This window comes from Kitasatospora sp. NPDC004272 (genome assembly GCF_053603035.1).
Genome location: NZ_JBSGET010000114.1, coordinates 1 through 20,421, shown reverse-complemented (window position 1 = coordinate 20,421; position 20,421 = coordinate 1). Strand labels below are relative to the sequence as shown.

General features: G+C 76.4%; 22 protein-coding genes. 14 read left to right on the top strand and 8 right to left on the bottom strand.

All coding sequences use genetic code 11. The features are described from left to right. Nucleotides 1-121: 121 nt before the first annotated feature. Complete coding sequence (locus ACWEO5_RS28545; protein WP_452165082.1) at nt 122-763, top strand: ABATE domain-containing protein; 642 nt, start codon at nt 122-124, stop codon at nt 761-763. Between the two features lie 72 nt (nt 764-835). On the opposite strand, the gene ACWEO5_RS28540 is transcribed toward ACWEO5_RS28545, so the two are convergent. Further along, nucleotides 836-2,272 carry a glyceraldehyde-3-phosphate dehydrogenase gene (locus tag ACWEO5_RS28540; RefSeq protein ID WP_452165081.1) on the bottom strand — a complete coding sequence of 479 codons (1,437 nt, stop codon included), beginning with the start codon at nt 2,270-2,272 and terminating at the stop codon, nt 836-838. A 284-nt stretch (nt 2,273-2,556) separates the two neighbouring features. Next, entirely contained in the window at nt 2,557-3,576 is a 1,020-nt protein-coding gene (locus ACWEO5_RS28535; protein WP_452165080.1) for a hypothetical protein, read from the bottom strand. A gap of 92 nt (nt 3,577-3,668) precedes the next feature. On the opposite strand from ACWEO5_RS28535, the gene ACWEO5_RS28530 reads away from it, so the two are divergent. The 8 genes from ACWEO5_RS28530 to ACWEO5_RS28495 all read left to right on the top strand — a co-directional run bounded on the left by ACWEO5_RS28530 (nt 3,669) and on the right by ACWEO5_RS28495 (nt 10,156). Further along, on the top strand, nt 3,669-4,265 hold the full coding sequence (locus tag ACWEO5_RS28530; RefSeq protein WP_452165079.1) for a TetR/AcrR family transcriptional regulator: 597 nt from the start codon (nt 3,669-3,671) through the stop codon (nt 4,263-4,265). A 178-nt stretch (nt 4,266-4,443) separates the two neighbouring features. Beyond that, on the top strand, nt 4,444-4,974 hold the full coding sequence (locus tag ACWEO5_RS28525) for an EF-hand domain-containing protein (protein ID WP_344553316.1): 531 nt from the start codon (nt 4,444-4,446) through the stop codon (nt 4,972-4,974). Between the two features lie 199 nt (nt 4,975-5,173). Then, nucleotides 5,174-6,268: an isocitrate/isopropylmalate family dehydrogenase gene (locus ACWEO5_RS28520; protein ID WP_452165078.1), complete on the top strand. Its 1,095-nt coding sequence runs from the start codon at nt 5,174-5,176 to the stop codon at nt 6,266-6,268. Continuing rightward, nucleotides 6,265-6,891: a cysteine hydrolase family protein gene (locus ACWEO5_RS28515; protein WP_452165077.1), complete on the top strand. Its 627-nt coding sequence runs from the start codon at nt 6,265-6,267 to the stop codon at nt 6,889-6,891. Before ACWEO5_RS28520 ends, ACWEO5_RS28515 begins: the two co-directional genes overlap by 4 nt. Next, the gene (locus ACWEO5_RS28510; RefSeq protein WP_452165076.1) at nt 6,888-7,772 is read left to right on the top strand and encodes an SAM-dependent methyltransferase; all 885 of its coding nucleotides are present in this window, start codon (nt 6,888-6,890) and stop codon (nt 7,770-7,772) included. Before ACWEO5_RS28515 ends, ACWEO5_RS28510 begins: the two co-directional genes overlap by 4 nt. Nucleotides 7,773-7,847: 75 nt before the next feature. After that, a complete protein-coding gene (locus ACWEO5_RS28505; protein WP_452165075.1) occupies nt 7,848-8,645 on the top strand; it encodes a PIG-L deacetylase family protein in 798 nt (265 codons plus the stop codon). 175 nt (nt 8,646-8,820) lie between these two features. After that, complete coding sequence (locus ACWEO5_RS28500) at nt 8,821-9,834, top strand: LysR family transcriptional regulator (protein ID WP_452165074.1); 1,014 nt, start codon at nt 8,821-8,823, stop codon at nt 9,832-9,834. A 79-nt stretch (nt 9,835-9,913) separates the two neighbouring features. Then, nucleotides 9,914-10,156 (top strand): PPC domain-containing protein, encoded by a 243-nt coding sequence (locus ACWEO5_RS28495; protein WP_452165089.1) that lies wholly within the window; start codon nt 9,914-9,916, stop codon nt 10,154-10,156. Nucleotides 10,157-10,225: 69 nt separating this feature from the next. Here ACWEO5_RS28495 and ACWEO5_RS28490 read toward each other — a convergent pair whose 3' ends face one another. Both ACWEO5_RS28490 and ACWEO5_RS28485 read right to left on the bottom strand, forming a co-directional pair. Beyond that, a complete protein-coding gene (locus tag ACWEO5_RS28490; protein ID WP_452165073.1) occupies nt 10,226-11,461 on the bottom strand; it encodes a hypothetical protein in 1,236 nt (411 codons plus the stop codon). 80 nt (nt 11,462-11,541) lie between these two features. Continuing rightward, nucleotides 11,542-12,126 (bottom strand): GrpB family protein, encoded by a 585-nt coding sequence (locus ACWEO5_RS28485; protein ID WP_452165072.1) that lies wholly within the window; start codon nt 12,124-12,126, stop codon nt 11,542-11,544. A gap of 109 nt (nt 12,127-12,235) precedes the next feature. Between ACWEO5_RS28485 and ACWEO5_RS28480 the strand changes: the two genes are divergently transcribed. From ACWEO5_RS28480 to ACWEO5_RS28460, 5 genes are all read left to right on the top strand, one after another. Next, on the top strand, nt 12,236-12,520 hold the full coding sequence (locus ACWEO5_RS28480) for a hypothetical protein (protein WP_452165071.1): 285 nt from the start codon (nt 12,236-12,238) through the stop codon (nt 12,518-12,520). Then, nucleotides 12,517-13,605 (top strand): hypothetical protein, encoded by a 1,089-nt coding sequence (locus tag ACWEO5_RS28475; protein WP_452165070.1) that lies wholly within the window; start codon nt 12,517-12,519, stop codon nt 13,603-13,605. The genes ACWEO5_RS28480 and ACWEO5_RS28475 overlap by 4 nt, the downstream gene beginning before the upstream one ends. Nucleotides 13,606-13,882: 277 nt before the next feature. Beyond that, complete coding sequence (locus tag ACWEO5_RS28470; protein ID WP_452165069.1) at nt 13,883-14,194, top strand: hypothetical protein; 312 nt, start codon at nt 13,883-13,885, stop codon at nt 14,192-14,194. Continuing rightward, nucleotides 14,191-14,664 carry an SsgA family sporulation/cell division regulator gene (locus tag ACWEO5_RS28465; RefSeq protein ID WP_452165068.1) on the top strand — a complete coding sequence of 158 codons (474 nt, stop codon included), beginning with the start codon at nt 14,191-14,193 and terminating at the stop codon, nt 14,662-14,664. Before ACWEO5_RS28470 ends, ACWEO5_RS28465 begins: the two co-directional genes overlap by 4 nt. 236 nt (nt 14,665-14,900) lie before the next feature. Then, a complete protein-coding gene (locus ACWEO5_RS28460; protein ID WP_452165067.1) occupies nt 14,901-16,235 on the top strand; it encodes a hypothetical protein in 1,335 nt (444 codons plus the stop codon). Between the two features lie 374 nt (nt 16,236-16,609). Here ACWEO5_RS28460 and ACWEO5_RS28455 read toward each other — a convergent pair whose 3' ends face one another. From ACWEO5_RS28455 to ACWEO5_RS28440, 4 genes are all read right to left on the bottom strand, one after another. After that, nucleotides 16,610-16,951 (bottom strand): hypothetical protein, encoded by a 342-nt coding sequence (locus ACWEO5_RS28455; RefSeq protein WP_452165066.1) that lies wholly within the window; start codon nt 16,949-16,951, stop codon nt 16,610-16,612. 360 nt (nt 16,952-17,311) lie between these two features. Beyond that, complete coding sequence (locus ACWEO5_RS28450) at nt 17,312-17,839, bottom strand: acyl-CoA thioesterase (RefSeq protein ID WP_452165065.1); 528 nt, start codon at nt 17,837-17,839, stop codon at nt 17,312-17,314. A 3-nt stretch (nt 17,840-17,842) separates the two neighbouring features. After that, nucleotides 17,843-18,100 carry a hypothetical protein gene (locus tag ACWEO5_RS28445; protein WP_344553340.1) on the bottom strand — a complete coding sequence of 86 codons (258 nt, stop codon included), beginning with the start codon at nt 18,098-18,100 and terminating at the stop codon, nt 17,843-17,845. A 229-nt stretch (nt 18,101-18,329) separates the two neighbouring features. Continuing rightward, on the bottom strand, nt 18,330-20,421 hold a 2,092-nt coding region (locus ACWEO5_RS28440; protein WP_452165064.1), incomplete at its 5' end, for a hypothetical protein.

Here is a 20,421-nt window from a genome sequence, read left to right as displayed (position 1 = left end):
CGCAGCAGCGTCCGCCCGCTACCGCGTGCCGAGGCCGGTACGTCCTGGAGCCGGCGGTCGGCTGAACACCCCTTCCGCACGCCTCTCCTCACGGGCAACCGCTGGCTTTACCATGAGGGGCATGAGCCAGCGCACCACCGCCTCCGCCGTCGAGACCGCCGAGCCCGCCGAGACCGCCGCGCCCGTCGCACCGCCGCCGCCCGTGCCGGGGGCCGAGCGGTACCCGGCGCTGGACTTCGCCAATTCGCTGCTGACCCTGCCGGGCGGGGGGCTGGACCTGTTGGGGGAGCCGGGGGCGGCGTCCCGGTGGCTGGTGGAGCGCGGGCTCGCGCCGGAGGCGGGGCGGGTGCTGGGGCCGTGCGCGGTGCGGCTGCGGGTGTTCCGGGGGGCGGTGCGGGAGCTGCTGGACGCCCGGGTGGCGGGGCGGCCCGCGCCGCCGGGGGCACTGGCGGCGGTGAACGAGGCACTGTCGGCGGCGCCGTCGGTGCCGCTGCTGCGCTGGGACGCCGAGCGGGGCCTGCACCGCAGTCTGCCGCACCCGGCGGACCGGATCGCCGACCGGGCGATGGCCCGGCTGGCCGCCGACGCCGCCGACCTGCTGACCGGCCCGGACGCCGAGCGGCTGACCCGGTGCGGCGGCGCCCCGTGCAGCCGGTTCTACGTCCGCACCCACGCGTCCCGGCACTGGTGCTCGACCCGCTGCGGGGACCGCGTCCGGGCGGCCCGCGCCTACGCCAGGAAGCGGGCCGAGAAGGGGAGTTGAGGCGGCACCGGGAAAGGGCGCGGGCCCCGGCCGACCGGCCGGGGCCCGCGGAACCGCACCGGGCCCGCCGCGTCAGCGCGTCGCGGCCGGGTAGGTCGGGTACTCGACGCCGGAGACGTGCTGGACGACCCGGACGACCTGGCAGGAGTAGCCGAACTCGTTGTCGTACCAGAGGTAGAGGATCGCGTTGTCGCCCTCGACCTTGGTCGCGCCCGCGTCCACGATCGAGGCGTGCCGGGAGCCGATGAAGTCGCTGGAGACCGCGTCGGGCGAGTCGATGAAGTCGATCTGCCGCTTGAGCGGGGAGGTCAGCGAGACGTCCCGCAGGTGCTCCAGGACCTCCTCGCGGGTGGTCTCCCGCGCCAGCTGGAGGTTGAGGATGGCGATCGAGACGTCCGGCACCGGGACGCGGATCGAGCTGCCGGTGATCTTCGCCTGGAGCTCCGGGAGCGCCTTGGCGACGGCGGAGGCGGCGCCGGTCTCGGTGATGACCATGTTGAGCGGCGCGGAGCGGCCCCGGCGGTCGGCCTTGTGGTAGTTGTCCAGCAGGTTCTGGTCGTTGGTGAACGAGTGGACGGTCTCCACGTGGCCGCGCAGCACGCCGTACGCGTCGTTCATCGCCTTCAGCGGCGGCACGATCGCGTTGGTGGTGCAGGACGCGCAGGAGATGATCCGCTCGTCCGGCTTGACGGTGTCGTGGTTGACGCCGTGCACGATGTTCGGGACGTCGCCCTTGCCGGGGGCGGTCAGCACGACCTTGGCGATGCCGGGGCGCAGGTGCCTGGAGAGGCCCTCGCGGTCGCGCCAGCGGCCGGTGTTGTCGATCAGGATCGCGTCGTCGATCCCGTAGGCGGTGTAGTCCACCTCGCCGGGGTCGTCGGAGTAGATGACCTGGATCGCGTTGCCGTTGGCGACGATGGTGTTGGTCGCCTCGTCCACGGTGATGGTGCCCTGGAACTGGCCGTGGATGGAGTCGCGGCGCAGCAGCGAGGCGCGCTTGACCAGGTCGTCGCCGCCGCCGTTGCGGACCACGATGGCGCGCAGCCGCAGGCCGCCGGCCTTCTCGACCAGCAGGCGGGCGAGCAGGCGGCCGATCCGGCCGAAGCCGTAGAGGACCACGTCGCGCGGGGCCTGGCGCTCCAGCTTGTCGGCGCCGGTCGCGCCCGCCACCGCTTCGGCGGTGAACTCCGCCGGGGACAGGCCCCGGTCGTCGGCGCGGTGGGCCTCGGCGAGCAGGCCGAGGTCGATCTGGGACGGGCCGAGGTCGAGGGCGGCGAGGGCCTGGAGGAAGGGGAAGGTCTCGGTGATCGAGAGTTCCTCGCCGGCGATCTGGCGGGCGAAGCGGTGCGTCTTCAGGATGCTGACCACCGACTTGTTCACCAGGGAACGGCTGTGCAGCAGGATGGTGACGTCCCGCTCGCGGTGCAGCCGCCCGATGATCGGGATCATCGTCTCCGCGAGTTCCTCGCGGTTCTTCCAGTCCGTGAACACGTCGTCGTTGACAGTCACAATTCAACTTTCGAGGGTAGGCCGAGCTGAGGGCAGGCCGATGTGAGGGTTGGCCGAGCTTGGTCGCGCCCCCATGCTAGCCAGCGCCGCCGCCCCGCCCCGGGGCCGGTCCCCCCGCTGACCAGCGGTGGTTCGCCCCGGACCGGACCGGCGGACGTGACGGCGGCCACACCGGGTGGGGCCCGCCCGGCCGCCGGCCTTCCCCACCAGGGGAGTTGACGCTCCGTCAGTTCACGGACGGCCGACCGGCGGGCGTGACCAACATCACCTTGCCCCGAACTCGGCTACTGAGCAACGGAGTTGACCCCGTCCGCCCGGCGGTCGCGGTCGAGGACGGGGCCGAGCTCGGCGATCAGGCGGCGGTAGGCGTCGAACGCGGGCTTGGGCGTGTGGTCGTCGCGCAGCAGCCCGAAGTGCGGGAACAGGCCCGTCCCGGCGCTGTCCGCGTCGCGCAGCGCGAACAGCGCGTAGCCGTCGATGCCGAGGCTCCCGGCCCGGTCGGCGACGGTGCGGACCACCGTCTCCAGGACCCGCGCCTGGGTCTCCTCGGAGCGGCCGGGGCCGGTCGGCCAGCCGTTCTCGCAGATCCGGATCGGGACGCCGGCGGGGATGCCCGCCTTCGGCAGGTCGGTGTGCCGGAAGGTGTCCAGCAGCCAGCCGGTGGCCTCGGCGAGCCGCTCGGCGGGGACGGGCCGGAAGACGTCCGGGAAGCAGTCCAGGCCGACGTAGTCGAGCGCGTCCAGGAAGCGGTCGTCGGCGAGCCGGCCCAGTTCGGGCCAGAAGGCGGCGCCCGGGTCGGGGCTGGGGACGGCGTTGAAACCGACGGTGGCGTCCAGGCCGAGCGCGCGCACCTCGTCCTTGGCGGCGACCACCCCGGCCACCAGCGCCGCCAGCACGTTCGGGACGCTGCCGTCCAGCACCGGCAGGTCGGCGTTGGGCTCCTCGCAGACCTGCACCGAGCCGAGCCGGCCGCCGAGTTCGCGCACCTGGCCCCGGACGTACGCGGTCCAGCCCGCCAACGAGCCGGTGGGTTCGCGGAACTGGAGCACCAGGTCGACCCGCCGCCCGGGCCGTCCCAGGTACGCCTCCCAGCCGTCGGGGGTCTGCGGCGGTGCGGGGACGGTGGCGGCGAAGGAGCGGTAGACCCGCACCCGGAAGCGGGGCTCGGCGCCCTGCAGCAGGTCGAGCGCCTCGGCGATCCGCGCCGGGTCGTCGGGGCGGACGGGGTGCAGCAGGCCGTGCTCGTCGCCGAGCAGTCCGCCCGGGTAGATGCCGAAGGTGAACTCCCGCTTCGGGTGGGCCATTTCGCTCTCCTCGTGGTCCGTGGAAGGTCTCGGGGGAAATCTTGGTGTGACACCAATTTTTCAGTGACCCTACCATTCCGTACGATGGGCGGATGGGCCTTCGTGAGACCAAGAAGCAGCAGACCCGCACCGCCATCGCGGACGCCGCGCTCCCGCTGTTCCTGGAGCACGGCTTCGACCGGGTCACCGTCGCCGAGGTCGCCCGGCACGCGGGCGTCTCCACCAACACGGTGTTCAACTACTTCCCGACCAAGGAGGACCTGTTCTACGACCGGCAGGACGAGGTCGAACGGCACCTCGCCGCCCTGGTCGACCCGCTCCCGCCCACCGCCTGCTGCCCCGCCGCGGCCGTCCGCGACGACCTGTGCGCCGCCCTGCGCCGCACCGACCCGGCGATCGGCCTGGCCCCCGGCGCCGCCGACTTCTTCCGCACCGTCGAGGCCAGCCCCGCCCTGCGCGCCCGCGAACGCGAGATCGGCGAACGCGCCGAAGCCGCCCTCGCCGCCGCCCTGCCGCCCTCCCCCGGCGCCCCCCTGCTGGCCGGCGCCCTCACCGGCCTGCACCGCGCCGCCCTGCGCGAACTGCGCCGCCGCGTCCTGGCCGGCGACCCACCCGCCACCGTCGCGGCCGACCTCGCCACCGCCGTCACCCGCGCCTTCGCCCCGCTCTGCACCTGCCCCGCACGCTGAACCCCTCCGCCCCCACCGGGCCCGCGCCGCACCCGGTGCCCACCGGCGCCCCTCCGTCACTCCCGCGAGTGACGCACCACCGGATTCCCGACCTCGGGGCCCGTCCGTCAGCAGAGTGGTCCCGGACGGGCCCGCGCGCACCGAGCCGGGCCGCCGCGAGTGGAGGGACGACCGTCTCATGGGGCACGAGGCCGATCAGCGGGCCGCGCTGGTGTTCACCCTGTTCGACGCCAACGGCAACGGGGTGCTCGACCCCGACGACTTCAAACTGATGACCGAACGGGTGCTGGAGGTCGCCGCCGACTCGCCCGCCGCCGACCGGCAGGCGCTCGCCGACAGCCTGGACGACTACTGGCGAGTGCTGTCCGAGACCTTGGACACCAACGGCGACGGGGTGATCAGCCCCGAGGAGTTCAACGGCTTCGTGCTGAACCCGAAGCTGTTCGGCGCCACCGCGTCCCAGTTCGCCGACGCGCTCGCCGCGCTCGGCGATCCGGACGGGGACGGCCTGATCGGGCGCGGTCGGTTCCTCGCCCTGATGACCGCGATCGGCTTCCGGCCGGCCAACTCCGAAGCCCTGTTCGACGCCTTCGGCCCGGACGCCGAGGACCGGATCACCGTCGCCGTGTGGGCCCAGGGCATCCGCGACTACTACTCGCCCGAGAAGTCCGGCATCCCCGGCGACCGCCTGCTCCCGCAGCCGGCCTGACCCCCGCGGCGCCACCGCACTCACCGCCCGCGGCGCGCCGCGCCGCACCGCCACGCGTCGCGCCGCACCCCCACACCACGCCCCCGCGTCCCCCCACGCACCGCGCCCCCGCGTCCCCCACGCACCCCCACCCCCCACGCACCCCCCACCCCCACGCACCGCACCGCACCGCACCGCACCGCGTCCAAGGAGTACCGCAGTGACCGCTCCCCTCATCGCCCTCGCCGTCGGCCGCGGCACCGGCCCCGACCTCGCCCCCGTCTTCGAGCGGGTGCTCGACCGGGTCACCGGGCTGCACGGCACCCGGGTCCGGGTGGAACGGTCACCGCGGACCTACCACTCGTACGTGTCGCTGCGGGCCGAGACCGCCAGTACCGCGGAGTTCGCCGCGATGACCGAGCAGGACGCCGCGCACTACGAGTGGTTCTGCCGCGAGCAGGCGGCCGCGGGGGCGCGGGCGGTGTTCCGGACCGCGATCAACGCCCAGTCGCTGTACCTGGTGCGGCAGCGGCTGGCCTCCGTCAAGGTCGAGTCCCTCACCGCCGGGACGGCCCGGCTGCTGCTGGTCCGCGACCAGGCGCAGGGCTTCTACACCGGCGAGAACCGGCACACCTCCGACCGGGTGGTGCGCACCATGGAGTTCAGCCGGGCCGTCACCGAGCAGGTGGTGCGCTACGCGGTGCGCCGGGCCCGGGAGTCGTGGCCCGAGGGCCCGGCCCGGGTGCTGCTCGCGTACAAGTACCACCTGCTGGACGGGGTGCTGGACAGCTGGTCGGCGGGACTGTCCGCCGAACTCGGCCTGGACGTCGCCCCGTTCCAGCCGGACACGGTCAACCGCAACCTGATCGCGCACGGCCCGGAGGACCGCACGCTGCTGGTCGCCGGGAACGAGTGGGCGGACATCATGCACGTCGTCCTGCTCGACCGGTACGGCTCGGAGCGGCAGGAGAACTGCTGCGCCGAGAACGTCCACCTGCACCCGGCGCTGGCCGGACTGACCGAGTACCAGACCGTGCACGGCTCGGCCGACGACCTGGCCGGACGCGACCTGGTCAACCCGGTCGCCACGATCCGGGCCGCCGCCCGGATCGCCGAGCGGCACGCCGACTGCCCGGGTGCGGAGGCGGCCGTCGAGGCCGCGATCGCCACCGCGCAGGCCCGCGGCGTCCGCACCCCCGACCTCGGCGGGACGGCGTCCACCACCGAGGTGGTGGACGCCGTGCTCGCCGCCCTCGCCGGAGCGTCCGTGCCGGGCCAGGACCGGGCCGGACGCGCCTCGGCGGCCTCCCGGTGAGCGCCGCCGGCACGGCACTGCTCCTGGTCGACCTGCAGAACGACTTCTGCGCGGGCGAGGTCGCGGCCGCGCGCTTCCCCGGTGACCCGGCCCTGCTCGCCCGGGCCACCGCCAACAGCGTCCGGGCGGTGGAACTGGCCCGGGCGGCGGAGGTCGAGGTGCTGTTCGTCCGCTTCCTCGGCGACCACGCCCACCAGGGCCCGGCCTGGCGGCGCCGGGACGCCCGGCTCGGCAAGCGCCCCAAGTGCCTGGAGGGCAGTTGGGGCGCCGAGTTCCACGGCGTCCGACCCCGGCCGGACGAGGCGGTGTTCACCAAACGCGCCTGCTTCGACGCCTTCCAGGACCCGGACCTCGAACCCCACCTGCGCCGTCGCGGCATCCACCACCTCGTCCTGGCGGGCCTGTTCACCGACGTCTGCGTGGACTCCACCGCCCGTACCGCCTTCCAGCGCGGGTTCCACCTCACCGTGCTGCGCGACTGCACCACCGCCCTGCACCTGGCCGACGCCGACATCCTGCGCTTCATGTCCCGGGTGTACGGCGCCCGGATCGCCGAACTCGACCAACTCCCCTTCACCACAGCGGCGTTCGACGGGGACGAGAGCACGGCGGGGCAGCGGTGACCGCCCTCGACACCCCCGGGGTGGAGGCGGGCGTCGGCCGGACCGCCCTGCTGGTCGCCAACGCCCGCGCACTGGAGGCCCGGCGCAGCGGGGCGCTGGCCGTCGACCCGTTCGCCGAGCACTTCGTCCGCGCCTCGCCGGGCTGCGCCGACTGGCCCCTCGACCCGGAGCAGGTCTCCCCCGACGACCCGCTGTGGGGGCGGCTCGCCAGCTACTTCGCCCTGCGGACAAGGGTGTTGGACGACCACCTGCTCGCCGTGACGGCGGCCGGCACCCGGCAGGTGGTACTGCTCGGCGCCGGCCTGGACACCCGGGCCCACCGGCTGCCCTGGCCGACCGGCACCACCGTGTGGGAACTCGACCGCCCCGGCGTGCTCCGCTTCAAGCAGCAGGTCCTGGACGGGCTCGGCGCCGCCCCGCGCGCCCACCGCCGCACCGTCCCGGTCGACCTGCGGGAGGACTGGACGGGCGCGCTGACCAGCGCCGGACTCGACCCGTCCCAGCCGGTGGCCTGGCTCGCCGAGGGCCTGTTCCTGTACCTTCCGGCGGCGGGCGAACTCGCCGTCACCGCGGCCCTGGACGGCCTGAGCGCCCCGGGCAGCACCCTCGCGTACGAGGTCAAGGCCGCCCCGGAATCCCCCGCGGTCCGGGCGGCGCCCGTGTACGCGGCGGCCCGCGAACGCCTCGGCATCGACCTGCTGGCCCTGTTCGCCCCCGGTCCCCGCCCGGACAGCGCCGCCGCCCTGACCTCCCTCGGCTGGACCTGCACCGTCCGCACGCCCTTCGACCACTTCCCCGGCACCCTCCGCCCCGAACCCCACGACGCCCTCGCCGCCAACCGCTGGGTGACCTGCGTCAGACCACCGGCCGCCGCTCCTTGACGGCAAAGGCCGTCTGACACGGCACTAGCGTGGCGGGGAGTTCACGGAACCGTACGCGGAAGTGGTGGAGGCGCAATGGAACTGCCGGACGTGCTGGGCGTGTTCGCGCACCCGGACGACGAGTCGCTGGCGGCGGGCGGGCTGCTGGCCCGGCACGCGGAGGCCGGGGCGCGGACCGCCGTGGTGACCGCGACCTGGGCGGAGGGGACCCACCGGGTTCCCGAACTGGCGCGGGCGCTGGCCGAGTTGGGGGCCAGGGCGCCCCGGTTGCTGGGCTACGCGGACGCGAAGGTGCCGGAGTCCGCGCCCGGTGCGGCCCGGCTGCTGGACGCGCCGGTGGAGCAGGCGGTGCGGCGGCTGGTCGCCGAGCTGCGCGCCTTCCGGCCGCACTGGGTGGTGACCCACGACGCGCACGGCGGGATGACCGGGCACCCGGACCACCGGCGGACCCACGAACTGACGGTGCGCGCGGTGCGCGCCGCCGCCCGGCCGGACCACCACCCGGAGCTGGGCGAGCCGGTCCGGGTGCGGCGGCTGCTGCTGGCGACCCACCCGGCCGGGGCGGCCCGGGAGCTGGCCCCGCTGCTGCTGCGGCCGGGGCGGGCGGCGCTCACGGTGCCGGACGGGGACGCGGAGGCGCTGGACGTCTCGCCGTGGCTGGAGCGCAAGCTGGCGGCGGTGTTCGCGCACCGCTCGGAGGTGGAGCGCGGCGCACTGCCCGGACGGCTGGCGGCCGCGTCCCCGGCGGACCGGGCCCGGATGGCGGGCACCGAGTGGTACCAGCGCCACCCGCTGCCGAACCCGCCCGACCTCGGTACCGCGACTGCCGCCACCGCCACCGCCACCGGAACGGTCCGTGCACCGTCCGCCTGACCGCTCCCTGGACGGCGGCGGGTCCGCCGTCCGGGCATTTCCCACCGTCCGGGGACTTGACGCGGCACTGCCGGGAAGCGAAGGTGAGCGAAACCATCTGACATGTTGCGTGTGACATTGCATAAACCGATGCCACCGCCGAGGCGGGGCCGCCCGCACGCGAGGAGGGCCGGCCGTGGATCTCGAACTGCGACACCTGCGGGTGCTCTGTGCGATCGCCGACAGTGGCAGCGTGGGGCGGGCGGCAGCCGCGATCGGCGCCTCCCAGCCCGCGATCAGCACCCAACTGCGGCGCATCGAAAACTACTTGGGTGCGGTGGTGTTCGACCGGACGGCGGCCGGCGTGGTGCCCACCACCTTCGGCGCCGAGGTGCTGGCGGCCGCCCGCGAGGTGCTCTCCCGGGTCGACCGGCTGGGTCAGGCCGCCGTGCCGGACGGCGAGCGCCCGCACCGCGAACTGCGACTGGCCGCCGACTGCCCGGTCCTGCTCCCCGGCACCCTGTCCCGGGTGCGACAGCTCAGGCCGGAACTGCGCTTCGCCCTGGCCCCGCACCGGAGCCCCGCACCGCCCCCGAGCCCGACCCCGCCCCAAGACCCGACCCAGCCCCAAGACCCGGCTCCGACCCCGCAGCCGGACGCCGGGGCGCCCTTCGACCTGGCGCTGCTGCTCGACCACCCCGGCTCGGGGCTGCGCGCGACCCCCGCCCTGGCGGCGCGCGCCGTCGCCACCGAGCCGGTGTTCGTCGCGCTGCCCGCCGGACACCCGCTGCGGCACCACGTCGAACCCGCGCCGGCCGACCTGGGCGGCGAGACCTGGCTGCTGCCCGCCGGCGACGGCGCGCCCTGGCCCGCGCTGTTCCGGGCGGCCTGCGAGGCGGCCGCGTTCGCCCCGGCCGGGGTGCGCGAACTACCGTGCGGGCGGCGGGAGGTGCTCGACCTGGTGGCCGCCGGACTGGGCGCGGCCCTGGTGCCGGGCAGCACCCCGCCGGTACCGGGCGTCGCGGTCAAGCCGCTGCTGGGGGCGCCGCTGTGGCTGCGGCACGTGCTGCTGTGGCGGCGCGCCACGATCGGCCCGGGCCTGGCGGACACGCTGTTCGGGGCGGCCGCCGCCGCGTACCGGGAGCTCGCCGCCGAGGCCCCCCACCTGCACAGCTGGGCCGGGCGGACGTTCCGGCCGCCGCGCACCTGAGCCGTCCGGCCGCCCCGTCTCCGCCCCCGTCCCCGGCCTCGCCGCCACCGCCACCGCCACCGCCGGCAATCTCGCCTACCTGTACGTCTACCTGCCCGCCGGCACCAGCACCCTGAAGATCACCGCCAACGGCGGCACCGGCACCGCGCACCTGTACTACAACGAGGACACCTGGGCCTCGCCGAGCGCCTTCACCGCCTCCTCCACCCTCCAGGGCACCGCCCAGACCCTCACGGTCACCAACCCCACGACCGGCTACCGCTACCTGAGCCTGTACGCGGTCACCGACCTCTCCGGCGTCACCCTCAGCACCCGGTTCTGACCCGCCGACCCCCACCCGAGGCAGCCTCGGCCCCGGCCCCGACCGCGGCTGCCTTCGGCGTTCACGCCCTCAGCCCAGCCGCCCGGCCGCGACCTCCCGCAACTCGTCGTACTCCCCCGGGCTGTCGCGCAACTCGGCCAGCCGGACGGCCAGTCGGCCGTCCAGGGGGACGTGCCGGACGGCGTACAGCCGGGCGTCTCGCTCGCAGTCCCAGAGCGATTCGCCCAGCAGCGGGGCCGCCGCGCCCGGGTCGATCGCGTGCAACGCCTTGAGGTAGGACGGGCGTTCGTAGCTGTGCGGGGTGAGCTGCCAGAACCGGCGCAGCAGCGGGGCGGCCTCCGCGGCGGCCGGGCCGAACCGGGCCAGGCCGTCGGCCGCGGTCTTCGGTCCGCACCACGCGCGCTCCTCCCACTGGTCCGCCAACTCGGCCACCAGTCGCGGCACATCGTCGGCGTCCCCGTGCTCGGCGAGTACCCGGACGCCCAGCCGGCGCAGCCAGCCGCGGTCGTCGGTGGCCCACTCCCGGGCCGGGCCGACCGCGAGCGGGCCGAGCCGCCGCACCGCGCGGCCAACGCCGCCCAGCCCCCGCACCCCGAAGCCGTCGCGCCCGCCGGTCGTCAACTCCGTTACCAGCGATAGAAGTTCGACCGGGACGGCGGGGCGCTCGGCCAGGATCCGCACGGCTTCGTCGCGCTCGCGGTACGGGGTGTCCGGATCGGCCAGCGCGGCGAGCAGCCGGTCGGTGCGGGGCGTGATCCGCAGCTCCCGCCGGGCCGGCGGCGCGGCCTCCCGGGCGGGCAGCAACTCCCGCCAGCTGAGCCAGGGTTCGGACCTCCAGTGCGCGGGCCGCTCCCCGCCGAGGCGGCGCGCCGCGTCCGGCCCCAGGTCCTCCCACCAGTGGGCCGGCCAGTTGTCCGCCAGGACGGACAGCGTCTCCTGCCACCACTCGCCCTCCCGCACGTGCCGGCGCAGCGCCTCCCGGGCCGGGTCGGAACCCAGCAGGGCGAGCGGGGCCAGCGCCTCCCGGGCCCGCTCGGAGCCTTCCTCGTCGGGGCCGTCGAGCAGCTCCAGCAGCGGATCGATCGGAACGCCCAACTCCCTTATCAGGTAGGCGTGGTAGTCCCCGCGCTCGTCAACGCCCCAGTCCCACCGGGTGTCCCGCCGCAGGCAGTCGAGCACCGCCGCGGCCCCGGCCTCGCGGTCGGCCATGGCGTACGCCCACCCCAGTCCGCGGCCGCGTTCGAGCGCGCCGAGCAGGGTGCCGGGCGGGGAGTAGGACCAGCCGGTGCCTTCGGTGTCGGTCACGAGCGACGAGGGTGCCCGACCCCGGGCCCGGCCGCGAACGGTTTTCCGGCCGTCCGGCCCGCGCACCGGCCTCAATCCGCTTACGGGGCCCAGCCGGTGGCGGTGGCCCAGGGTTCGGCGAGGGCGACGACCAGGTCCACCACCGGGTCCTTGACGTCCGCGTAGGTGTCGAGGTCGGCGACGGAGGCGGCCAGCGTCCGCTTGAACGCGGCGTAGCCGGGCACCGCCTCGGGGTGGGCCCGGAACCAGTCGCGGAACAGCAGCGCGAGGCGCTCGTTGGGCGAGCCGAGCAGCCGCACGTGCAGGTTGCAGTCCGGCCCGGCGGCCGGGTCGCGGCGCAGCCAGAGCCGCTTCACCCACCGCCCGGGGTCGTCGTCCGTCCCGGCCGGGACGTGGTCGTGCCGGTGCGGCGAGCGGCGGAACCCGAGCGCGGCGAGCGGCCCGTCGAAGTCCCGTTCGGCCTCCGCCAGGTCCGTGACGCCGATCTGCACGTCGTACACCGGCTTGGCCGCCATCCCGGGAACGGCGGTGCTCCCGATGTGCTCGACCCGCACCGCGGCCGGTCCGAGCACGGCCCGCAGCCCGGCCGTGAGTTCGGCCGCCCGCAGCGGCCAGGCGGGGTCGTACGGGAGGACCAGGACGGCGGGGGGCGTGTCGGTGGGCATTCGGCCGATCCTAGTGGGCGGCCCGGCCGCACCGCCCCGAGCGCCGCCGAGCGCGGCCGAGCGCGGCCGAGCGCGGCCGTGTCGGGGGCCCGCGGCAGACTGGCCCGCCGTGAACGACTCCGCTCCCGAACTGGCATCCGCCTGGTCCCGGGTCAACAACGCGATCGGCCCGCTCGGGGCCCCCTCGCACCCCGCCTCCTGGGCTGCGGCGCACCTCGCCACCGAACGGGCGGCGGGCCCGGGCGAGGCCCCGGATGGCGCGAAGATCGACGACGCGACGTACAGCGGCAGCCTGACCGCCGGCCTGATCGCGCCCCCGGCCACCGGCCTGCGCACCGGGTCGGGGACCGGGCTGCCGGGGCGGGACGGGAGTGGGAGATCATTCTCGACATGACCCCCGTTCTGGTGTTCGGACTCGCCGCGCTGATCGTGCTGTTGACCCGGCGGCGGGACGGCCGCGGCGGCCGGCCGGTGCCCGGGGTGGCGGAGGTCGCCGGGTTCGATCCGGCCGCGTACGGGCTGGTGCCCTCGGCGCAGCTGGACCCGGAGCGGGCCGGGCCGCCGATGCGGCTGCTGCGGCGCAAGGAGCTGGAGGCGCTGGCCGACTCCTGCCTGGCGGGCGGCTGGCGGGCCGCCGAGGCGTACGTGGCGGCGGCGGGCGCGGACTGGGACGAGCGCTGGTCCCGGCTGGACTTCCTGACCCGGGTGGCGGCCGAGCGGGACGGGTGGCTGACCGACTGGGAGGCGGCCGGGACGGCACCGTGCGCGGCCGCCACCGTCCGGGCCCGGCTGCTGGTGCAGCGGGCCTGGGAGGCGCGCGGCAGTGGTTTCGCCGCGCAGGTCGCGCCGGAGCGGATGGCCGCGTTCCGCACCCAGCTGCCCGCGGCGTACGAACTGGCCCGCCGGGCGGCCGAGTCGGACGGGCGCGACCCCGGGCCGTGGGTGGTGATGATCACCGCGGCGCGCGGGATGCGGGTGCCGCGGCGCGAGTTCCGGGCGCTGTGGGCGGAAGTGGTGGCCCGGGCGCCGCACCACGTCGGCGGGCACTGGCAGGCGATGCAGTACTGGTGCGCCAAGTGGCACGGCAGCGACGCGCTGATGCTGCGCTTCGCGGTGCGCGCGGTGCACGGGGCCCCGGCCGGGTCGCCGCTGCCCGGGCTGTACCTGCAGGCGCTCAGCGAACTGGAGTCGCGGCACGGCCCGGGCCGGCTGCCCGCCGGCCGCCGGTACCGGCAGCTGCTGTCCCGGGTGGCGGCGGCGCTGGACGGGGTCGCGGAGCCGAACGACCAGGTGCCGCTGCTGCGGCACCTGCTGGCGCACTTCGCCCTGCTGTCGCGGCAGCCCGCGCTGGCGTTGGAGCAGTTCCGGCTGATCGGCCCGTGGTGCGGCGCGCAGCCCTGGGCGTCCGCCCCCAACCCGGTGCGCGCCTTCGACCGGGCCCGGGCGCTGGCCGCGACGACCGCCCCCGCCGGGGCCTGACGCCCCGTCGGCGGCCCGACCCGCCCGGACGGCCCGTACCTCCCCAACCGTCCCAACCGCCCGACCGACCCGGACGAGTGGGACGAGTGGGACGGGTCGGCGCGGGCCGTTCGGGCCCCGGCGGCGGCGGGATCGCACCCGTCCGGCCCGGCGGTCGGACGAACGCCGTGACCGCCCCCGGGTTCGGTCGTTATCCCCGGACGTGAGTGCCGACCCCTGGGCCCCGATGGGCGTCCGCGACGAAACGATTCAGCAAGCCCCCATCTACGCACGGCTGGTGACCCTCTGGCACCAGTCCGGACGTACCGTGCCCGGTCGCCGGGACCACGAGTGGTCCCGGCTGGTCGCCCCGCCCCGGTTCTCCGCCCACCCGGCCGCCGTGCGGGAGCACCTCTCCCCGCCGCCGCCCGACCCCGGACCGGCCCCGGAGACCGCGAACCCCGCGAACCCCGTGGCCGCCGTGGCCGCCCCGGCTCCCCCGGCCGCCGATCCCGGCCCCAGCCCCGGCCCCGCGCCCGACCCCGCACCCGCCCTGTCCGCCGTCCCGTCCGTCGTCCCGTCCGTCGTGCGCCCGAGGGAGGCCCGGTGAGCCAGCAGAACACCCCGCGCGCGTGGCTGCGGCGCAACGGCGAGCCGGACTGCGTGCTGCTGCTGGACGTGATGGTCTCGCCGTGCCCGGGGCTGCGGGTCTCGGTGCCCGCCCGGCTGCGCTACCACCGGGCCGACCCGTACGCCGTGCACCTGGACTGCCACGTGGACCTGGAGGAGCCGATCACCTGGCTGTTCGCCCGGGAGCTGCTGGTGGACGGGCTGGAGGGGTGGGCCGGGGTCGGGGACGTGACGATCCGCCGCTCGACCGCGGACGGGGACCTGCTGGCGATCGCGCTGAGCACGCCCGGCCAGACCGCGGTGCTGCGCACCCCGGCCGAACCGGTCCGCGGCTTCCTTGAGCTGACCCACCGCCTGGTCCCGTCCGGCGGCGAGCACCGGTTCCTGGACACCGAGGGCCTGCTGCGGCGGATGCTGGAGGAGGCGGGGGGCGCAGAGAAGTTCGAATAGGGCGGCCGGGGCGGGTGATCGTATTCCGGTCCGGTCATCGTATTCCGCGGGGGCCGGAACTCCCCCCAGGCGCCCGGGAATCACTCCTTCGCCACCGAACGAAGATCCGCGGCGCAGTGTCGGTTCCCGTTCCCGCGCGTTGAACATTCCGCGCTTGGCGGAAATCGGTATTCGCCGTCGGCGGCGCCCGTTATTCTGAGGCCAACCCCTTAAGTGGTCCGCGCGAGGAGTTGTCGATGCCGCACACCCGTGGTCCGAACAGCGCGCTGCGCGGCTGCATGGCGGAGGCCGGGTGGAACGGCCCCGCGCTGGCGGCCGCGCTGCAGAAGGTGGCGCGGGAGAGCGGCTTCAGCGTGGGCTACGACCGGACGACGGTGGCGCACTGGCTGTCCGGCACCCAGCCCCGACCGCCGGGGCCGCAGTTGCTGGAGGAGGCGTTCGCCCGGCGGCTGGGCCGCCCGGTCTCGCGCGGCGAGCTGGGCCTGCAACCCGCCGACCCCTCCCTGGCGGAGGAGCCCGAGCGGGATCCGGCGGACGCCCTGACCGGGCTGCGCCGGCTGCATTCCTGGCCGAATTCCGACGAGCCGCAGGACGAAACGTTTCAGCCTCCGCTGTTCCAGATCCGGATGCTGCCCTCCCCCCGTCCGCCGGTGAAACCCGGGGCCGCGGCGGATTCCGCGCACCGTCCGCCGCCGGTCCCGGTCGCCCGCCGCGCCGGGCCGGAGCGGGTGGGGGCGCGGCAGGTGGAGGCGGTGCGGGAGATGACGGCGTTCGGTGCCCGGCACTACGACGGGTACGGCGGGGCGATCGCCCGGGGCCTGCTGCTGGGCTACCTGCGCGACCACGTGCTGCCCTGGGCGAAGTCCCCGGCCGGCGGGCCCCGGCACCGCGAACTCCTGGTCGCGGCCGCCCAGTTGGTCCGCCTGGTCGGGCGGACGTACACCGACGACAACCGGCACGGCGAGGCCCAGCGGCACTACCGGCTGGCGTACCAGCTCGCGGCCGAGGCGCAGGACGGCCCGGCCCAGGCGATGGCGCTGCGCGACCAGAGCACCCAGGCCGGGGCGCTCGGGCACCAGGCGTACGCGGCCCGGCTGGCGGACGCGGCCGCCGAGCACCTGCCGCCGGACGCGGCGCCGGGCGTGCGGGCGTTCGTGCTGGCCCAGCAGGCGGTGGCGGCGGCCCGGCTGCTGGGCCGGTCCGGGCCGGCCCTGAAGCACCTGGAAGGGGCGCAGCACTGGGCGGGGCGGGCGGCCGCGGAGGGCGGCCCGCAGCGGTACCCGGAGCCGGCCCTGCTGTACCAGGCCGCGCAGGTGCACCGCTCGCTGCGGGCCACCGAGTTGTCGCTGTCCTACCTGCGGGCCTCGCTGCGGGCCCGGCCGCCGGGCGAGCACCGGACGATCGGGGTCTCGCTGCTGCAACTGGCGCACCTGGAGCTGGACTCGGGGAACATCCACCAGGCCCGGCGGGCGTACGCGAACTTCCGGGAGCGGCAGGACGCGCTGCGGTCCCCGGCGACGGCGCTGCAACTGTCGCGGCTGGAGGGGCGGTTCACCCGGCTGGGCGGCTGACCCCCGGGCGGGTCCGGACGGGTCGGCGCCCCGGACGGGAGAGTCCGGGCGGGGCTCGCGCGGGTGGCGCAGGTGGCGCGGGCAGGCGGGGGCGCGGCCCGGCGGCGGGGTGAGCCGTACGGGCGGGGTGCTTGGCGGGCGGGGGCGGCGGTGATCAATTGGGGCCATGAACGATCCCTCGTACTACCCGCTGATCCGACCCGTTCCCCCGCAGGTCCGGGGCCCGGTTACGGAGCCGGTCCCGGAGCCGCCCCCGGAGCCGGGAGCCGTGCGGCGCACGGCGGTTGGCGTTCCGCCCGGCGGGGCCGCCCCGCCCCCGGCTGCCCCGCTCCCGGTGGGGCCGGACCCGGCCGGGCCCGGCCCCACCGGGCCGGTCAGCTGACGGGCCCGGCTTCCGGGCCCGCGTCGGGGCCCGCCGGGACGGGGCGGATCAGGATCAGCGCGGTGGCGGCGGCGAGCACCTCGCCGCCGCCACCGGTGACGTCGGCCCGGGTCAGGACGCGGCTGCCCTGCCGGTGGGTGACGGCGACGGTGCGCGGCTTCGCGGTGGCGGTGCCCGGCTTCGCGGCGCCGGCGGTGACGGCGGTGACGGCGGTGACGGCGGTGGCGGCGGTGACCGCAGGGGTGGCGGCGGGTCTCGTGCCGGGCGCGGGGGTGGTGCCGGAGCCGGCGGGGCCGGAGGTGCGGGGCGGGCCGGACGGGCAGGGGTTGGGCATGGGTTTCTTTCCGCTTCGCGGGCGCGCGGGGCCGCCCGGACGACGTACCAGGGCACGGGCGACCGTCCCGGTGGACGCGGTGCCGCCGCGCCGCCGGGTTCCCCGGTCTCCCGGCAGCAGTATCGGGGTGGCGCGGCCCGGCGCGCGGGAGCGGGCGGAGGGCTCCGGTTGAAGTCGTCGCGGTGTTGAAACCGCTGGTCGGCGCGGTGCGGGCGGGGTGGCGGTGGGGGTGGCGGCGGGCCGGAACGGGGCCGGCCCCGGGGCCGGGTGGGGTACCCGGGCCGGGGCCGGCGGTGCTCCTCCCCGGGGCGGGGAGGGTGTTCCCGTGGAGCGTCCGGGACGGGTGCCCGGCGGGCGGGCTCAGCAGGCGCGCTCGCGCCCGTACTCGTGCTCGTAGTCGCGCTCGCGCTCGCCGAGGGCGGGGACCCTGATCCGGCCGGTGGAGCGCACGGGGACACGGCCGACGGGGGCGACGGGGGCGACGGGGCCGGTGGGGCGGACCCGGTAGCGGTTGAGGTGCTGGCGTTCGACCTCGCGCAGCGGGCGGCTGCGCCGGGTCGCGGCGTCGGTCGGCACGGTGACCGTCCGGGCCTGGAACACCATCTGCCCGCGCCGACGGGCCTCGCAGGTGGTGCTGATCGAGGACCGGCCGAGGCGCTCCACCCAGATCTGCACCGGCAGCGGGGTGGGGCAGTGGTAGAGCGGGGAGCGGTAGTCGATCTCGTGGCGGGCGATCATGAACCCGTCCTCGAAGAGGTCCTGGCCCTCGGTGTCGTCGTACAGCAGGCAGTAGACCGCTTCCTGGACGTACTGGAGCACCTTGAGGTTGTTGACGTGGCCGAAGGCGTCCATGTCGCCCCAGCGGGTGCGGCACATGTAGGTGTACAACGGTCAGCCGTCCGTTCGGTGTTCGGCGCGGAAGCCGAGGCTGCGGCGCAGGTATCCGTAGGCGTACGGGGAGCGGTGCAGGTCGCTGTCGTGGCCCTGCTCGTAGACCTCGGCGGCGGTGTCGAGGACGGCCCGGCCGAGGGTCCGTTCGGTGCGGCGGCAGAGCTTCTCCAGTTCGGCCAGCCGCTGGGCCGCGGGCAGCCCGGCGAGGGCGGCGCACTCCCTCTCCACGTGGTCGACCCCGTCACGGTGTTCAGACATCGATTTCTCGTTTCCGGTCGGACTTGGTTCGCGGTTCACGATGTTCGCGTTCAGCGGCATCGCAGGAGGATTCATCCGTTGAGGGGGAAGGACCGGCGGCTTCATTGACGCCCAATGTCCTTCCACTGCTCAAACTCGATCAGGAACCAACCGGAAATGGTGAATGACCCGGTCTTTCGTTGAAGTTCTCGGCGATGCCGTCAACTTTCAACACGGCCGGGCCGGCCGCTCAACCGACCAGGGTCAGGGCGAGCACCGAGCCGGGCAGGGCGGCGACGACCAGGCCGTCGGGGGTGACCGCCAGGGTGCGGACCGCCGAGCCGAGGCGGATGTCGGCACCCCGGTGCCGCTCGCCCCAGCGGCGCAGCCGGAGCAGGCCGTCGGACCAGGCGGCGGCGAGCAGCAGCCCGGCGGGGGTGTTGCCGAGGGCGACGGCGGTGACCGGGCGGGGGCGCTGGTCGACGGGGGCGGGCAGCGGCGGACGGCCGGGCATCCAGGTCCAGACCCGGCCGTCCTCGCCGCCGCTGGCGACCAGGCTGCCGCCGTCGGCGGGGGCCACGTCGAGGGCGGTGACCGGGCCCTCGTGCAGCGGGCGTTCGGGCTGGTGGGCGGTGCCGGTGGAGACCTCGCTGTAGGTGATCAGGCCGTCGGGGCGGCCGAACACCATGACGTCCTCGTGGGCGGCGACGGCGGTGCAGGCGTCCAGGGCGGCCAGCGCGCCGTCCGGGACGCCCTCGGCGCCGCGCACGCCGAGCGAGCGCAGCCGGCCGGAGGCGTTGAGCAGCAGGGCGCCGCCGAACGGGGTGGCGGTCAGGGCCCGCGGGTGGGGTTCGGCCAGCGGTTCGGGGGCGCCGAGGAGCCGTCCGGTGGCCGGGTCGGCGAGGTGCAGCCCGGCGCCGTCGGCGAGCAGCAGTTGGCCCGCGAACGGGCCGAGGCCCTGGGTGGCGGCGCACGGGCCCCGGTCGGGGACGTGCTGCCAGACGGCGCGCCAGCGGGTGTCGGTGCGCCGGGCGAGTTCGGCGCAGTGCGCGGCGGCCTCGTCCTGGCGGCCGGTGAGGTGGGCGTGCAGGACGGCGGCCCGGTCGGCGGGGTGCGCGGTGGCGGCCCGGTCGGGGGCGGCCCGGCGCCAGGCTTCGGCGAGCGGGGTGGGCGGCGCCCCGGCGTCCTCGGCGAGCTGGAACGCGGCGGTGACGGTGGCGGGTTCGGCGTGCAGCAGCAGGTCGATCTCGGCCAGCATCGGGGTGCCCGGGTCCTCGGCGACGGCGTGCCGGACCAGCAGGGCGAGCCGTTCGGGGTCGCTGGCGGCGAGGTCGGGGCCGCCGTCGGGGCGGGCGGGGATGCCGGCGGCCACCCCCCACATGACGGCGGCGTGGTCGACCGGCGGACTGTCGGCGGTGACCAGGTCGGCGAGCTGCTGGGGGCGCAGCCGCCAGCGGTCGGCGACCGGGGGCGGCGGCAGCAGGTCGGCGGCGGCGGCGACCGCGGGGCCGTCGGCGCCGGGCAGCGAGGCCCACAGCTCGGTGCTGATCGGGCCCTCGGCGGCGGCCAGCGCGGCGAGCGCGGCGCGCTCCGCGTCGGGGACGGCCTTCCACCAGGCGGCGGCGAGGGCGGCGGCGCGTTCGGCGGGCGGCCGGGCCGGGTCGGGGGCGGCGTCGGGGGTGCGGGCGGCGAGCTGGGCCAGGCCGGGGCTGGGGTGGGTGGCGGCCGGGTCGACGGGGTGGCCGGTGAGCCCGGCGCACCAGGCGGCGTACTTGCCGGGGTCGGTCCACTGCGGCTGGTCGAGGTCGAGGACGGCGCCGGTGGGGGCGGCGGCGGTCAGCGCGTCGGCGGCGGGGCCGTCGGCGGCCTCGACGACCAGCAGCAGCCAGGGCACGGACAGCAGCGGGACGAGGAGCTCGCGGGCGAGGCGCTCGGGCAGGTCGGGCAGCCGGGGGCTGCCGGCCCGGTCGAGGTCGGTGACCGCGATGGTGCGGGGGGTGCCGTCCTGGAGCGCTTCGAGCAGTTCGGCGGGCTCCGCGGCGGTGAGGCCGAGCAGGTCGGCGAGCCGGGCGGTGGCCGAGCGGACCGTCAGGCCCTCGGCGTCCAGCAGGGCGTGCACCCGGCGGCCGGGGCGCGGGTGGTCGGGCGGGCAGGCGGCGGCGAGCCAGGTCAGCAGGTGGGTGCGGCCGCTGCCGGAGGAGCCGGTGAGGCGGCACAGCCGGGGGGCGCGGGCGTCCTCCAGCCAGGAGAGCAGGGCGCGCCCGGCGGGGTGGCGGCCGGCGCCGAGCGGGGGCAGCCCGAGGTGCCGGACACCGCCGCCCGGATCTTCGAACTGCTCAAGC